We start from the raw sequence: 15,670 nt of genomic DNA on the forward strand, positions 1-15,670 counted from the left end.
GCCAAATCCAGACCGATAATGCTAACTTCGTCCATGGATGCCTTCTCCTCTGTTGTGACGTTGTGAAAACGTCACAATGGCACATTCGATGCCGTCGGGAGGGGGCATCCACTCCATCAATTCTCAGCGCAACTCAACAGCTTTGGAACACGAACTTTGGCATGCCATTTATTGTGCTTCAGGAAGATCATGGAGGCCCATTTAGCGCCTCTTCAGGCCCCCGAAAAGACCCGTGTGTGACCGATTTGTGTGACCGGTTTGGGTGACAGGAACCCTTGAAATACATATACTTGCATATAGATCAGTCGCTTAGAACCTGCCAGCCATCGCCTCCTCCCGCCCCAGCCATTTTCTAATCTGTCCAATCTATGCCAAGACTACGCAGGTAATCTGCCACTGGTCTCAACGCGTACTCATGCCTTTTCCAGCGCGCCAGTGCGGCGGTATAGATCGGTTGGCGCACCTGTGCGGCGCTGGGGGTGGAAACGGGGGCTGCATTGCGGTGGAAATGCAGGCAGGCCTCGTCCCATTCCAGCCCGCAATGGGCCAGCAGGCGACGCGTCGTGCCTTCCTGATCGGCGACCAGATCCTCGTAATGCAATTCCATGATCCGGTCCGGCATGGCCTGTTGCCAATAGGCCATCAACCGGTCGAAACGGGCATAATAGCGGGCAATATCCATCAAATCATAGCTATAGTCATAATAGCGCGAGCTGATGGCAAAGAGATTGCGGAAATTGGCCAGCACCGTGTCGAGTGGATGGCGACGCAGGCAAATGATCTTGGCCTGTGGCAAGGCGCGGGCGATGATGCCTGCATAATGGAAATTGCCCGGGAATTTGTCCGTAAAGCGCTTGGTGGAATCGCGCCGGTGATGGGCGGCGCGGCGCAGATAATCCGCGCCAATCGCGCCCATATCGGCCTGCGCCATAGCCGCCATCGTTGCCTCATCCAGCACCATGCGGCTGCGCGTGCCCGAGGCCAGTTTCACCGCCAACGGCATGGCCTGCAACTCGCCCGCGCTTTCCATGGCCGGATGGCTGGTGATGATGCGATCCACCAGAGTGGTGCCTGTGCGCGGCATGCCGATGATGAACACCGGCGCATCCTGCGGGGCATGGGCCACAGGAGTCCGCGCGACGACGGGCCACACTTTCTCCACCGCGTCAAAAATCTGCGCGTCGCGGGCAAAGTCATAATTCAGCGTGGCGCGATGGGTGGCATTGGCGGCGCTAAATTGCGCGAATCCGGCCTGCTCTTCGCCCAGATCATCCAGCAGCTTGGCCAGAGCATAACCGAGCAACACAAGCGAACGCGCATCCCCCGCGCGGGCCAAGGCTGCCTCCAACCCTGCGCGATGGTTGTCCTGCACCGTCTGCTTGCGCAAATGGGCCAGCAGATGCCAAGAGCGCGCCTCATCGGGGAAGCGCACCAACAGATCGAGCAGGGCCTGTTCCGCCTGCCCCACCTGCCCCAGAAAATTGAGCGTGGTGGCATGATTATAGCGATAATCGGCCACATCAGGCGCCAGCCTGATCGCTTCGGCAAAATGGGGCAAAGCACCCGCATGATCGCCCAGCCGCGCATAGACGCAGCCCATCGTATCGCGGCTCAGCGCGTCATCGGGCAAGGCTTGCTCTGCCTGCGCCAGAACCTGCGCCGCCGCCCCATCCTCGCGCAATTGCACCAGACAACGGGCCAATTGAGCGCGATATTCGCCCCTTGGTTGCAAGGCGATGGCCGCGTGCAAATGGGCGACAGCCAGCCGCAACCGCCCCCTGCCCGCCTCGGCCATCGCCCGCAGGAATGGCGCCTCGGCCTCTGACGGATCCATCCGCGCCAAGGCCTGCGCCGCCTGCTCTACCGCAACCAGATCCCCCCGCGTCAAAGCGGCGCGGGCCTGTATCAGTAATCTGTCAGGCGACTGTGCCAGAACCGGCCTGCCTTTCCTTGAACCATGCGATCACCGGCTGAAACGGGAACAGGAATTGTTCGCGGATGCTCAAACGGCGGCGTTCGTCCTGCCCTACTACGCTGGCTTCGCCTTCCTTGTACGTGCCGAACATCCGGTCAAACAGGATCACCGAATTGCCGTAATTGCAGCGCGTATCCTCATAGGGCACCGAATGGTGCAGGCTATGATGGCGGATGGTGGTAAATATATAGGAATAGAAAAAAGGCGGGTCCGCCTTCACATTGGCATGGGCATAGGTGGAGATGACAAGCGTGCAGCTAAAGCCGCAAAGCAGCGCGCGTTGATCAATATCAAACAAAGCGACAAAGCTGAGCGAGATCAGGAACAGTTCGATCGGATTGCCGACCGCGCCCTTCATGGCGTTCAACTGGGTGATGTGATGATGCGGCGCATGGGTCAGCCAGAAAGGCGTCGAATTATGCATCAGGCGATGCATCCAATATTGCCCGAATTCGGCCAGAAACACCACGAACATCGCCTGCGCCAGAAAGGGCGCATGTTCCAGCCAAGGGGTGGCAATGCCCATGGCATGTTTGGCCGCCATCAAAGGCTCATCGGCCAAGAAGCTGGACACCTTGGCAATCACCGTGGCGTTGAGCACCACATAAAACACATCGGTGAAAAACTCACGTTGGTTCATGCGCCAGCCGGCATGGCGTTCAAACAGAAACTCCATGCCCAGCACAAAAGCAGTTACCACCACAAGCACGCCGGTCATGGTGGCCCAATGCGCCACCCATGCATGTGGGGCGAGATACCAAAAGCCGATCACCGCCAGCAATGTGGCGGGAGGCAGCAGGTCGACAGCCGATTTCTTCATGCCATCCTCCGTCATTCTCATGCGGCCGGTCACAGGCCATAAATATCCCATGGAAGACCCCGCGTCACCCATTCCCTGTGCGCGGGGCCAACACCATCAATAATGGAAATGCACGTCAATCCCCACGCGGCGCGGGGTCAGCACGCCTTGCGCGTAGTAGCGTTCCACCACATCGGTGCGGACGCGGTTATAGGAGCTCAAATCATTGCTGATCGCGGTCACCGCATATTTGTTGAAGATGTTGTCGGCATAGAGCCCGACATCAAACGTCTTGGCGCGATAGGTGATCGAGGCGCGATGGGTGACATAGGAGGGGATCACCTCGCCATTGCCACGCAGGCCAACGCGGGAGTAAATATTGCCAGTATAGGTCGCGGCCCAATTGGCATCGATCGCCGCGCCATTGGCCAGAGGATAGGTGTAATTCAGCTGCGCGCTACCCGAATTCTTGGTGGAACCGGGCAGACGATCCCCCGCCTTGGCATCATAGGGCGTGCCGCTGCTGACCACGATGCCGGGCGCATCCTGCGTCAGATGGGCGTCGGTATAGGAATAGGTGGTTTGCAGCGACAGGCGCGGGGTAATCTTCCACTCGCCCGCAAATTCAAAGCCCTGCGACACCGCCTTGCCGCCGTTGACGGTAATGCCCACCGCGCCATTGATGGTGGTGCTGGGCACTTGCACCGCATCCCAATCGACATGGAAACCGCTGAGTGTCAGGTTCACATGCTTGTCAAACAGGCTGGCGCGCAGGCCCAATTCCAAATTGCGCGTTTTATCCGGCCCAAAGGACATTTCATTGGCCAGCGCGCAGACATTCTGCACATTGGGATTCAAAGGCAGGATGCAGGGCGCCACGCGGTTGACGTTACCCGTGCGATAGCCGGTGCTATAGGTGGCATAGGCCAACAAACCATCGCGGAATTTATAGGAAGTGTTGAGCTTCCAGACCATACCGTCCTTCTTGGTGGCGCCGCTGTTGATCCGGCTGGGCGCAAACACCACCAAGGGATAGGGCGTGTTGCTGCTGAACAAGGGCGTATCAGTGCCGCCCTGCGCAAAGGCATCATATTTGAAATAGCGCAGACCACCCGTCACCTGCCACGCAGGCGTGATGCGATAGGTCGCCTCGCCATAGACCGCCATTTCCTTGGTGCGGGTTTTGACGAATTGCATATATTCCAGATCATCGGGCCGGTTGATGCCCGCCCATGCCGCATAGCCGGGCACATATTCGCGGTATTGCTGCTCATAACGCATATTGTTGTAGAAGCTGCCGACGACCCAGTTGACCGGCCCGCCATGGGTGGAAACCAGACGCATTTCCTGATTGAACTGGTTGTAATTTGATGCAGTCGTGTTGTGCGAGGAAAATTGCGGGAAGGCTTCATAGCCATAGTCCAAATCGAGCAGCAGGTCGGTATTATCCGCCTCGGCCATGATCTTCTGCTTGGTGATGGCGGTGGTCGCCACCAATTGCGCAAAATGGCCTAAATCAATATTGAATTCGGCGGCGAACAGGTCAGACTTGCGCGTGGTCGGCTCCAGATAGCGCCATGGCGCTTCATAGCGCCCCGTCCCCAACACGCCGCCGCCATTGGCCTGACGGCCCATCGTGCTGGTCTGCTGATGGGCATAGGTCAGATAGAGTTTGAGACCTTGGTTCGCCTGCAACAGCAACTGGTTGCGCGAGGTAAAAGTGCGCTCGTAATTGGCATCCTTATAGGATGTGAAATTGGCCGCCTGATCGGCTGCACTGCCAAAAGATGCCCCCGCCCCCGTCGCGCTACGCCCCGGTTGCGGGTCGGACACGCCAGGGTTTTTCAGCAAGTGGTTATAGTCGATAAAGCCGGGGTTGTAATAATAGCCATTGGTGGTGCGGAAGGCGATATGGTCCTCGATGATCGGGATATTGACCGTGCCATCCACATTCTTGCCAGCCAGATTGCTATGCGACTGCATAAAGCCGCGCGCATGGACATCGACCGAGAATTTGCTGCTGTTGGGCCGGTTGGGCATATAGCGGATCGCGCCAGCCAGCGTGCCAAGGCCATAGAGCGTGCCTTGCGGGCCTTGCAGCACTTCCACGCGGGAAATGTCGATCAGCTTGAAATCCAGATACATCGGCACTTCGCCCAGATAGACGCCCAAGGCGCTCTGGTAATTGGAACCCGAAGCGCTGGTATCGCCCGAACTGATGCCGCGCATGATGATATTGCCGGTCGAGCCCGGGCCGGTATCGGACACGGTCAGACCGGGGGTAAAGGCGGAGAGCGACTTGACGTCATCCACCCGCTCGCGCGCCAATTCGGCCGAGCCAACCGCGCTGATATTGATCGGCGCGTCCTGCAGGCTGGTGGCGCGGCGGGTGGCGGTCACCACGATTGTGCCACCATCATCGGATGCGGCGGCGTCTGCTGGCGCTTCTGCCGCCAGCGCGATGGCAGGACTGGCAACAGCGATAGGACCGGCGAGCATCGATGCGCCCAGCAAAGTCATGCGGAAATATTTCTTCGTCACGGCAGCCCTCACTCTGTTGCGATAAAGCGCGATGCCTTGGCCCATCCCCCATGCGGGCCCTGTGTCGGCATGGGGGTAAAACCCGCCGCCAGAGCATCCTGCATTTCATTCGGTAACATCACGGTCGGTTACGTATCGCGGTTGCAAGGGGCGTAGGGCCCGCGGGCATGCGCGATGGACTTGATCTAGGAATACCAGCCCTGCCGCCTTGTTTTATCGGCGTTTCCAATCGCTTCGGATCTGGCGTGAGGGGGAGCATCCCGCGTTATTACCAAATCGCCTATACGTAATATTGACATAGACAAGCCGCCCCTTCCCCCTGATGCTGCGGTGCGAAAGGGGACAGACTCGTGCTCAAGCTGACCGGCATTTCTGCGAAAACGGGCCGTAAACTCGCTCTGCTGGCGGCGGTCTCGCTGCTGGCCGCCTGCTCGGGCAGCGCGCCGCCTCCCGCCAAAAAGCATGATTTCACCATTGGCTGGTCGATCTATGCTGGCTGGATGCCTTGGCCCTATGCCCAGCAAGCGGGCATTGTGAAGAAATGGGCCGACAAATACGGCATTGATATCAAGGTTGTTCAGGTGAACGACTATGTCGAGTCGGTGAACCAATATACCGCGGGCAAGTTTGACGGCGTGACCGTGGCCAATATGGACGCGCTGACCATTCCGGCGGCAGGCGGCAAGGACACCAGCGCGATCATCATTGGCGATTATTCCAATGGTAATGACGGGGTCTTGCTCAAAGGCGCCGACAATCTGGCCGCGATCAAGGGACGTCAGGTCTATCTGGCCGAACTCTCCGTCTCGCATTACCTGTTGGCACGGGCACTGGAAAAGGCAGGCCTGTCCTTTGCCGATGTGAAAACCACCAACACGTCCGATGCCGATATTGTCGGCGCCTTTGCCAGCCCACAGGTCAATGCCGCCGTGGCATGGAACCCGCAGCTATCGGTGATGCGCGGTCAGGCTGGCGTCAAACAAGTGTTCAGCTCGGCCGATGTGCCCGGTGAAATCCTCGACCTGTTGGTGGTGGACACCGCGACGCTGAAGGCCAATCCCGATTTCGGCAAGGCCTTGGCAGGCATCTGGTATGAAACCATGGCCGTGATGCAGCGTCAGGACGCGCAGGGCAAAGCGGCCCGCGCGGCCATGGCGAAACTGGCCGGTGCCAGCCCCGAAACTTTCGACAGCCAGTTGACCACGACCTATCTCTACACCGACCCCAAAGCGGCGGTGGCGGCCACCACCTCGCCCGCGCTAGTCACCACCATGACCCGCGTGCGCGACTTCTCCTATTCCAAGGGCCTGTTTAAAGGCGCGGCTTCGGCCGATGCCGTGGGCATGGCTTTCCCCAATGGCAAGACTTTGGGCGATGCCGCCCATGTCACCTTGCGCTTTGATGAAAGCTTCATGAAAATGGCAGCGGACGGGAAGCTTTAAGCCGATGCGCTGGATCAACCGCTCCATCAGCCGCAAGCAAAGCATGGCCTTGGGCGCGCTGCCCATTGTGGCCTTGCTGATGCTCTATCTGCTGCTGGCTGCGCAACGCCATGCGGCCAATCCGATGGACAAGATCCTGCCGCTGCCCTCCGGCATGGCGCAGGCGATGCAGGCCTTGCTGTTCCAGCCAGACCCCTTGTCGGGCAATCTGCTGTTCTGGGCCGACACTCTGGCCAGTTTGCAGCGTCTGGGGCTGGGCCTTGGCATTGCCACGGCGGCAGCTTTGCTGGTCGGGTTGGTGCTGGGCATCCTGCCGCCGGTGCGCGCCACATTGGGGCCACTGGTCACCTCCATCGCGGTCATCCCTCCGATCGCGCTGCTGCCTATCCTGTTCATCGCCTTGGGGCTGGAAGACACGGCCAAGATCGCGCTGATCGCTATTGGCATCGCGCCGGTGATGATCCGCGACATTGCGGGCCATGTTGCCGCCCTGCCCCGCGAACAATTGGTGAAGGCGCAGACCTTGGGCGCCAGCACATGGCAGATCATGCTGCGTGTCGCGCTGCCGCAAACCATGCCGCGCCTGCTGGAAGCTTTGCGTCTGGCGCTGGGTCCAGCATGGGTGTTCCTGATCTCGGGCGAGGCGATCGCTTCGGATGTCGGGCTGGGCTATCGCATCTTTCTTGTCCGCCGCTATCTCTCGATGGATGTGATCATCCCCTATGTGCTGTGGATCGCGCTGCTGGCCATTGCCATGGATGTGGCCTTGGTGCTGGGCAGTCGTCGCCTGTTCCCCTGGGCGCATGGCTTGGAAGCGAAAGGAGACAAGGCATGAGTACCCTCCTTTCGCTGCGCAACGTCTGGGTCGAATTTGGCGACCGCGTGGTGCTGGAAAATATGAACCTCGATATCGAGGCGGGTTCCTTCGTCTCGGTGGTAGGCCCATCGGGCGCGGGCAAGAGCAGCTTCCTGCGCGTGATCCTTGGACAGGATGCGCCCTCGCGCGGGCAGATCCTGCTGGATGGCGCGCCCCTGTCGCCCGAATGCGGGCCGGATCGCGGGGTGGTGTTCCAGCGCTATTCGGTCTTCCCCCATCTCGCCGTGCTGGAAAACACCGCTTTCGGGCTGGAATGCGCTGGCTCGCCCCTGCTGGGCCGCCTGTTTGGCAGCGCCCGCCGCAAGGCCTATGCTCAGGCCGAGGAAATGTTGGCAGCGGTCGGCTTGGGCGACAGCCTGCATCTCTACCCCGCGCAAATGTCGGGCGGGATGCAGCAACGTCTGGCCATTGCGCAGGCGCTGATCAAACGCCCGCGCATCCTGTTGCTGGACGAGCCCTTTGGCGCGCTGGACCCCGGCATTCGCGCCGATATGCATGCGCTGATCACCCGCCTGTGGAGCGAATATGGCCTGACCATCATTATGGTAACGCATGACATACGCGAGGCTTTCTCTCTGGGCACCCGCGTGCTGGCGCTGGACAAGCGCCGCCACGATCCCCACGCGCCGCACCGCTTTGGCGCCACCGCCGTTTACGATCTGCCCTTGGACAAGACCAAGGCCGAAAACCCATCGGAACTAGCCGCATGAGTGCCGAAACCACCAGCCTTGCCCGCCTGAGCATGAGCCTGCCCACCGAATTGCTGCGCAAACTCGACATGATGGTGGAGGAGCGCCAATTGCCCTCGCGATCGCAATTGATTGCCGAATTGATCCGCCACGCTCTGGCCGCACATGAAGCCTATGCCCGCCCCGACGAGATGTTGGCGGGCACCATCACCGTGGTCTATCGCGGCGACCGTACCGGCGTGCGCCACCAACTGGCGCAGACCCAGCTGGATTACCTGAAAGAGGTGATCTCCAGCCAGCATGTGTTTCTGGAGGATGACCAGTCGCTTGAAGTGCTGCTGGTGCAAGGGCCTGCGGTGCGGCTGAAGGAATTGGCCGATGCCCTGCGCCGCGTGCGCGGGGTGCAACAGCTGGAACTCGTCACCACCACCGCGCTTTTGCCGCCTTTGCATGAGCAGGATGGCATCAAACAATCTAGGGAAGGAGCTGCCGCATGACCGGAACTCTCGCCAATCCGCTGGCCGCGCGTGACCATGCCCGTGCCATGGGCGGTACTGTGGTGGAAACCATGCCCATATTGCCGCCAGAGGCCGATGACCTGCCCGAAGGCGTGGTCCGCCAAGACCATTTATGGGAAGAGACCATAGCCAGCGGCGGCTATACCACCCGCCGCCTGCCGCGCGGCAGCCGTCTGCGCCTGATCGACCTGAAGGGCGATGCCTGCGCCAGCATCCAGATCTTCAACGCCGAAATGCCCAGCGAAAGGCTCAATGTAGCCGATACGGTGAAGGTGCAATGGAACGCCTATCTGGAGGAAGGCAAATTGCTGCTCTCCGACATGGGGCGGGTGTTGATGAGCATTGTGACCGATGATGCGGGCACGCATGACTGTTTCTGCGGCACATCCAATGCCGCCACCAATCTGGCCAAATATGGCGAGGGTCGCAACAGCGGCGCCTATCCCAATGGCCGCGACCGTTTCCTGCTGGGGGCTGCCAAGCATGGCCTCACCCGCCGCGATGTCCACCCCTGCATCAACCTGTTCAAGGGCGCAAGGATCGAGGACGATGGCACCATCACGCCCGTCATCGGCCCCTTCGATCCGGCGCGGGAAATGGTGCTGCGCGCGGAGATGGAGGTGATCGTGGTGATCGCCAATGTCCCGCATGTGCTGGACCCGCGCCCCGAATATAGCGTCACGCCTTTGCGCGTATCGGCATGGCGCGGCGAGGTGACGCCGGAAACGGACCCGATCCGCAACGCCACGCCCGAAGGCCTGCGCGCCTTTCTCAATGTCGAAGACTATTTCCGTCGCTGATGCACAGGAAGGGACCAGCATGACCCAGGACAAGCATCTGGCCGGTCTGACCGGCGCCATCATCCATGACGAGATCGTCCCCGCCCGCGCCCCTTGGCTGCATGAGGTGAAAGCAGGCCAGACCCTGCGCATTGTCGATCTGGAAGGCAATCAGGCGGTCGATTTCCTGATCTATTCCGCCGCCGACGATGCCGAGCGTTACAGCGCGCAGGACACTGTAGCCGCGCAAGGCAATCTGTTTCTGCGCAAAGGTGCCGTGCTGCGCTCCAACGAGGGCAATGCCATGATGACCATTGCCGAAAGTCAGGTGGAATATCACGACACGATCGGCGGGGCCTGTTCGTGTGAAAGCAACACTTTACGCTATGGCCACCATACCAAGGCGCAACATGCCTGCGTGGAAAACTTCCTTGAGGCCAACCTGACCCAAGGGCGCGGCAAGAGGGACATCGTGCCCAACATCAATTTCTTCATGAATGTGCCGGTTGAGGCCGATGGCGCTTTGGGCATTGTAGATGGCATTTCCGCGCCGGGCCTCAGCCTTGATTTGCGCGCGGAGATGGATGTGATCGTGGTGGTGTCCAATTGCCCCCAGATCAACAATCCCTGCAACGCCTTTAACCCCACCCCCGTTCGCATGATTGTTGCCGCATGAGCTTCGATACGGTCCTGATCGCCAATCGCGGCGCCATTGCCACCCGCATCATCCGCACATTGCGCAAGATGGGGCTCCGCTCGGTCGCGGTCTATTCCGAAGCCGACGAGGCATCCTTGCATGTGGCCGAAGCGGATGAGGCGGTCTGCATCGGCCCCGCCCGCGCATCGGATTCCTATCTCAACATTCCCGCCATTCTGGAGGCCGCCCGCAAGACCGGCGCAGGCGCGATCCATCCCGGCTATGGCTTTCTGGCCGAGAATGTCGAGTTTGCGGAAAGCTGCGCCGCGCAGGGCATAGTCTTCATCGGCCCCACGCCCGACAATATCCGCACCTTTGGCCTGAAGCATAGCGCACGCGAATTGGCCGCCGCCCATGGGGTGCCTTTGGCCCCCGGCTCTGACCTGCTGACCAGCGAAGACGAGGCTTTGGCCGCAGCAGAGCGCATTGGCTATCCGGTGATGCTCAAAGCCACGGCCGGCGGCGGCGGCATTGGCATGCGCGTATGCGAGGATGCCGATGATGTGCGCGAGGGCTTTGCCGCCGTAGCCCGCCTTGGCATGAGCAATTTTGGCGATGCGGGCGTGTTTCTGGAAAGCTTTGTGCGCCGCGCCCGCCATGTGGAAGTGCAGATTTTTGGCGATGGACAGGGTCGCATCCGCACACTTGGCGAGCGTGATTGCTCGCTCCAGCGCCGCAACCAGAAGGTCGTCGAGGAAGCCCCTGCCCCTTTGCTGCCCGAAAAGGTGCGGCGCGAACTTTACGCTGCGGCGGAAAATCTGGGCAAGGCGGCGCTCTATCGTTCAGCAGGCACGGTCGAATTCCTGTATGATGCCGAGCGGGAGAGCTTCTTCTTTCTGGAAATGAACACCCGCCTACAGGTCGAACATGGCGTTACCGAAATGGTGATGGGCGTTGATCTGGTGGAATGGATGGTGCGCGGCGCAAGCGGCGATTACAGCTTCCTCGACGCAGAACCGCAAGCACCGCAAGGCCATTCGGTGCAGGTCCGCCTCTATGCCGAGGACCCCGCGCAGGACTATCGCCCCACCTCCGGCACGCTGACCCATGTGACCTTCCCACAGGATGCGCGGGTGGAAAGCTGGGTGATGGCCGGCAGTCAGGTCAGCGCATGGTATGACCCGATGCTGGCCAAGCTGATTGTCCACGCCCCGACCCGCGATGAGGCCGTCACCGCCATGCAAGCCGCGCTGGACAGCAGCCGGTTGGACGGGATGGAAACCAATCTGCGCTGGCTGCGCCAAGTGGTGCGTGCAGAAGCCTTCACCAGCGGCGAGGTTTCCACCCGCGCGCTGGAAAGCGTGACCTATGCCCCGCGCGCCTTTCGCGTCATCAGCGGCGGCACGGCCACCACAGTGCAGGATTGGCCCGCGCGGCAAAAACTATGGGCGGTGGGTGTTCCGCCCTCAGGGCCGATGGATGATCAATCCTTCCGCCTTGGCAATCTGTTGCTGGGCAATGACGAAGGGACCGCAGGGCTGGAAATCACCATCTCTGGCCCAACGCTATCCTTTACCGCGCCCACGCGCCTATGCCTGACCGGCGCGGATTTTGGCGCGAAACTCGACGGTGTCCCCGTGGCGCGGGGTCAGGTGATCAAGGTTGCCGCTGGCCAGACTTTGTCCATGGGTCGTGCGCAAGGCGGCGGGATGCGCGGCTATCTGCTGATCGCGGGCGGGCTGGATATAGCGCCCTATCTGGGCAGTTGCAGCACGTTTGAACTGGGCCAATTTGGCGGCCATGGCGGACGGCGCTTGGTGGCGGGCGATGTGCTGCATCTGGGCGATGCGCCTTGCAAGCCCGCTCCTGCCGCGCTCGAAACCTTGCCTGCTCTGCCCAAGGAATGGGAACTGCGCGTGCTCTATGGCCCGCATGGCGCGCCCGATTTCTTCACGCCCGATGACATTGCCATGATCGCCCAAACCGAATGGCAGGTGCATTACAACTCCAACCGCACCGGCGTGCGCCTGATCGGGCCCAAGCCGCAATGGGCGCGTAAGGATGGCGGCGAGGCGGGGCTGCACCCGTCCAATATCCACGATAACCCTTATGCCATTGGCGCGGTGGATTTCACCGGCGACATGCCGATCATCCTTGGCCCCGATGGGCCTTCGCTGGGCGGTTTCGTCTGCCCCTTCGTGGTGATTGCTGCCGACAGGTGGAAGATAGGGCAACTGGTTCCGGGCGATCGCCTGCGCTTCGTGCCGGTCGCACTGGAAGATGCCAAAGCCGCCGATGCTGCGCAGCAAAAGCTGCTGACGTCAGGCCTTCTGCCGGAAGCAACCCCTGCCAGCCCCTTGGCCGATCTCTCCCCCATTCTGGCCGAGATCCCTGCCAGCGGAACCCGCCCCCGCGTGGTCTATCGCCAGCAGGGGGACCGCAACATTCTGGTCGAATATGGCCCGATTGTGCTGGATGTAGAATTGCGCATCCGCGTGCAGGCTCTGTTGACCGAGATGGAAAAGCTGGCGCTGTCGGGCGTGGTCGATCTGGTGCCCGGCATCCGTTCGCTGCAAATGCATTTCGATGGGGCGCAGCTTGACCAACAGGCTGCCCTCGCCGCGCTGATGGCGGCAGAGGAAAGGCTGGGCGATCTGGATGATTTCACCATCCCCAGCCGCATCGTGCATCTGCCGCTCAGCTGGCGCGATCCGGCCACGCTGGAAACCATCCAGAAATACCAGCAAGCCGTGCGCGATGATGCGCCATGGTGCCCCGACAACATCGAATTCATCCGCCGCGTCAATGGCCTGCCCGATGCCGCAGCGGTCGAAAACCTGATTTTTGACGCCACCTATCTCGTGCTGGGTCTGGGCGATGTCTATCTGGGCGCGCCGGTAGCCACGCCGGTGGACCCGCGCCACCGCTTGGTCACCACCAAATATAACCCTGCCCGCACATGGACTCCGCCCAATGTGGTGGGCATTGGCGGGGCCTATATGTGCATCTATGGCATGGAAGGTCCGGGCGGCTACCAGCTGTTTGGCCGCACCATCCAAGTGTGGAACACCTATCGCCAGACCGATGCCTTTATCGAGGGCAAGCCATGGCTGCTGCGCTTCTTTGACCAAATCCGCTTCTATCCGGTCAGCGCCGAGGATCTGGCGGCATGGCGCCGCGATATTCCCAGCGGCCGCCGTGCGGTGCGGATCGAGCAGACGCAATTCCGTCTGGCCGATTACCGCGCCTATTTGGCGGACAATGCCGACAGCATCGCTGCTTTTGAAGCGCAACGCACCGCCGCTTTCGACGCCGAACGCGCCGCATGGGAAGAGATGGGTGAATTCGACCGTGCCACCGATCTGGCCGAGGCCGATACGCCGCAAGCCGAAGCCATTCAGGTGCCCGATGGCGCCGATGTGATCGAGGCCCCCTTTGGCGGCAGCCTGTGGAAGCTGTTGGTCGATGTGGGCGATGAAGTGAAGGCGGGCGACACAATCGCCGTGATCGAGGCCATGAAGATGGAGTGTCCCGTGGAAAGCCCAAGCAGCGGCACGATTGCCGCGCTCTATATCAAGGAACGTCAGGCTTTGGCCCCCGGAACGCCGCTGTTGGCCCTGAGAGAAACCGCATGAGCGCGGGTCTGGAACGGCGCAGCGCCGCCGCCATCGCCCATGCCGTGCAATCGGGCCAGACCAGCGCGGTTACGGTATTGCAGGAAACACTGGCCCGTATCGCCGCCTATGATGCGATTCAGCCCCAGATCTGGATTAGCCGTTTTGATGCGGCGCAGGTGCTGGAGGCTGCCGCCAAGGTCGATGCCCGTGTGGCGGCGGGGGAAAATCTGCCTTTGGCCGGCGTGCCCTTTGCGGCCAAGGACAATATCGATGTGGCCGGCCTTGCCACCACTGCCGCCTGCCCCGCCTTTGCCTATAGTCCGCAAGCCGATGCCACGGTCATCGCCCGCCTGCTGGCCGCTGGCGCCATTTGCGTGGGCAAAACCAACCTCGACCAATTTGCCACCGGCCTCAATGGCACGCGCAGCCCCTATGGCGCGCCGCGCAATGCCTATAACCTTGCCTATGTCAGCGGGGGTTCGAGTTCCGGCTCCTCGGTAGCCGTGGCCGCAGGGCTGGTGCCCTTTGCGCTGGGCACGGATACGGCGGGTTCGGGCCGCGTTCCGGCGGCCTTCAACCACCTGATCGGCTTTAAACCCAGCAAGGGGCGCTGGAGCACGCAAGGTCTGGTGCCTGCCTGTCGCTCGCTCGATTGCATCTCGGTGTTTACTGATGATGCGGACGATGCCGCGCTGGTAGACAAGGTGATCGCCGGTTTTGATGCGGGCGATCCATGGTCCAAACCTCTGGCCGATGCCCCGCTGGCTCCTCGCGTGATCGGCGTACCGCGCCGCGACCAGCGCCAGTGGTTTGGCGATGCGGAAAGCGAATTTCTCTATGATCAGGCGCTGGCCAAGCTAGCCAGCTTCGCGCAGGTCGTGGAGATCGACCTCGCCCCGCTGCAGGAAGCGGCCCAATTGCTTTATGGCGGGCCATGGGTGGCCGAACGCACCGCCGCCATCGCCGACCTATTGCGCGATAATCCAGAAGCGATTGACCCCACCGTGCGCGAAGTGGTGAGCGCGGGGCTGGACAAAAGCGCGGTGGAATTGTGGAACGGCATCTATCGCATGGCCGAAATCAAACGCCATGCCGATCTGATGTGGGCCGACATCGATGTGCTGGCCTTCCCCACCACCGGCACCACCTATCGCGTGGCCGAAATGGCGGCGGCCCCTGTCGGGCTCAACAGCAATCTGGGCTTTTACACCAATTTCGTGAACCTGCTGGATATGGCCGCTGTGGCCGTGCCCGCAGGCGCCCGCGCCAATGGCACCGGCTTTGGCATCACCTTCATCGGCCCCGCCGATACTGACCGCGCCCTGCTCGATCTAGCCCGCCATTGGGCCGATGTGGCAGCGCTTCCTCCCCCACCCATGCTCGATCTGGAGGGCAAGATGCAGACCGTGAAACTCGCCGTGGTAGGCGCCCATTTGAAGGATATGCCGCTGCATTGGCAGCTCACCTCGCGCAATGCCACATTTGTGGGCGCGTTTGAAACGGCGCCCACCTATCGCCTCTATGCCATAGCCGACAGTGTGCCGCCCAAGCCCGCGTTGGTCTATGACGAGAGCGGGGCTTCTATTGCGCTGGAGGTTTACGAGTTGGGCGTCGCCGAATTTGGCAGCTTCACCGTCGAAGTGCCCGCACCTCTGGCGATTGGCACCGTGACCTTGGCCGATGGCAGCAGCGTGAAAGGCTTTGTGGCCGAACCCCGCGCCATCACCGGCGCGCAAGACATCACCAGCCTTGGCGGATGGCGCGCCTATATCGCCCAGCGCAGCTAAGGGAGAGCC

General features: G+C 61.2%; 11 protein-coding genes. 8 read left to right on the forward strand and 3 right to left on the reverse strand.

What is annotated here, in order from left to right; translation table 11 throughout:
• Positions 1–352: 352 nt before the first annotated feature.
• The 3 genes from EOE18_RS02380 to EOE18_RS02390 all read right to left on the reverse strand — a co-directional run bounded on the left by EOE18_RS02380 (position 353) and on the right by EOE18_RS02390 (position 5,315).
• Entirely contained in the window at positions 353–1,888 is a 1,536-nt protein-coding gene (locus tag EOE18_RS02380) for a sulfotransferase family protein (protein WP_425464277.1), read from the reverse strand.
• A gap of 28 nt (positions 1,889–1,916) precedes the next feature.
• A complete protein-coding gene (locus tag EOE18_RS02385; RefSeq protein WP_127705879.1) occupies positions 1,917–2,795 on the reverse strand; it encodes a sterol desaturase family protein in 879 nt (292 codons plus the stop codon).
• Positions 2,796–2,891: 96 nt separating this feature from the next.
• Positions 2,892–5,315, reverse strand: a complete 2,424-nt coding sequence (locus EOE18_RS02390; protein WP_342772627.1) for a TonB-dependent receptor — start codon at positions 5,313–5,315, stop codon at positions 2,892–2,894.
• Positions 5,316–5,674: 359 nt separating this feature from the next.
• Between EOE18_RS02390 and EOE18_RS02395 the strand changes: the two genes are divergently transcribed.
• From EOE18_RS02395 to atzF, 8 genes are read left to right on the forward strand one after another with little or no spacing between them, the layout of a single operon-like run.
• A complete protein-coding gene (locus EOE18_RS02395; protein WP_425464284.1) occupies positions 5,675–6,757 on the forward strand; it encodes a putative urea ABC transporter substrate-binding protein in 1,083 nt (360 codons plus the stop codon).
• A 4-nt stretch (positions 6,758–6,761) separates the two neighbouring features.
• Entirely contained in the window at positions 6,762–7,592 is an 831-nt protein-coding gene (locus EOE18_RS02400) for an ABC transporter permease (RefSeq protein WP_127705883.1), read from the forward strand.
• Positions 7,589–8,344, forward strand: a complete 756-nt coding sequence (locus EOE18_RS02405; protein ID WP_127705885.1) for an ABC transporter ATP-binding protein — start codon at positions 7,589–7,591, stop codon at positions 8,342–8,344. Before EOE18_RS02400 ends, EOE18_RS02405 begins: the two co-directional genes overlap by 4 nt.
• A complete protein-coding gene (locus EOE18_RS02410) occupies positions 8,341–8,820 on the forward strand; it encodes a CopG family ribbon-helix-helix protein (RefSeq protein WP_127705887.1) in 480 nt (159 codons plus the stop codon). Before EOE18_RS02405 ends, EOE18_RS02410 begins: the two co-directional genes overlap by 4 nt.
• Positions 8,817–9,641, forward strand: coding sequence for an urea amidolyase associated protein UAAP1 (locus EOE18_RS02415; protein WP_127705889.1), 825 nt, complete (start codon positions 8,817–8,819; stop codon positions 9,639–9,641). Before EOE18_RS02410 ends, EOE18_RS02415 begins: the two co-directional genes overlap by 4 nt.
• Before the next feature lie 19 nt (positions 9,642–9,660).
• Entirely contained in the window at positions 9,661–10,296 is a 636-nt protein-coding gene (locus EOE18_RS02420; RefSeq protein WP_127705891.1) for an urea amidolyase associated protein UAAP2, read from the forward strand.
• Positions 10,293–13,892 (forward strand): urea carboxylase, encoded by a 3,600-nt coding sequence (uca, locus tag EOE18_RS02425; RefSeq protein ID WP_127705893.1) that lies wholly within the window; start codon positions 10,293–10,295, stop codon positions 13,890–13,892. The genes EOE18_RS02420 and uca overlap by 4 nt, the downstream gene beginning before the upstream one ends.
• On the forward strand, positions 13,889–15,661 hold the full coding sequence (atzF, locus tag EOE18_RS02430) for an allophanate hydrolase (RefSeq protein ID WP_127705895.1): 1,773 nt from the start codon (positions 13,889–13,891) through the stop codon (positions 15,659–15,661). The genes uca and atzF overlap by 4 nt, the downstream gene beginning before the upstream one ends.
• Positions 15,662–15,670 lie beyond the last annotated feature (9 nt).

The organism is Novosphingobium umbonatum, from assembly GCF_004005905.1.
GTDB classification, from domain to species: Bacteria; Pseudomonadota; Alphaproteobacteria; order Sphingomonadales; family Sphingomonadaceae; genus Novosphingobium; species Novosphingobium umbonatum.

Excerpts from the sequence above, each read along its gene's own strand:
- EOE18_RS02385 (WP_127705879.1), bottom strand. The coding sequence starts at position 2,795 with ATGAAGAAATCGGCTGTCGACCTGCTGCCTCCCGCCACATTGCTGGCG.
- EOE18_RS02400 (WP_127705883.1), top strand. The coding sequence starts at position 6,762 with ATGCGCTGGATCAACCGCTCCATCAGCCGCAAGCAAAGCATGGCCTTG.
- EOE18_RS02405 (WP_127705885.1), top strand. The coding sequence starts at position 7,589 with ATGAGTACCCTCCTTTCGCTGCGCAACGTCTGGGTCGAATTTGGCGAC.
- EOE18_RS02410 (WP_127705887.1), top strand. The coding sequence starts at position 8,341 with ATGAGTGCCGAAACCACCAGCCTTGCCCGCCTGAGCATGAGCCTGCCC.
- EOE18_RS02415 (WP_127705889.1), top strand. The coding sequence starts at position 8,817 with ATGACCGGAACTCTCGCCAATCCGCTGGCCGCGCGTGACCATGCCCGT.
- EOE18_RS02420 (WP_127705891.1), top strand. The coding sequence starts at position 9,661 with ATGACCCAGGACAAGCATCTGGCCGGTCTGACCGGCGCCATCATCCAT.
- uca (WP_127705893.1), top strand. The coding sequence starts at position 10,293 with ATGAGCTTCGATACGGTCCTGATCGCCAATCGCGGCGCCATTGCCACC.
- atzF (WP_127705895.1), top strand. The coding sequence starts at position 13,889 with ATGAGCGCGGGTCTGGAACGGCGCAGCGCCGCCGCCATCGCCCATGCC.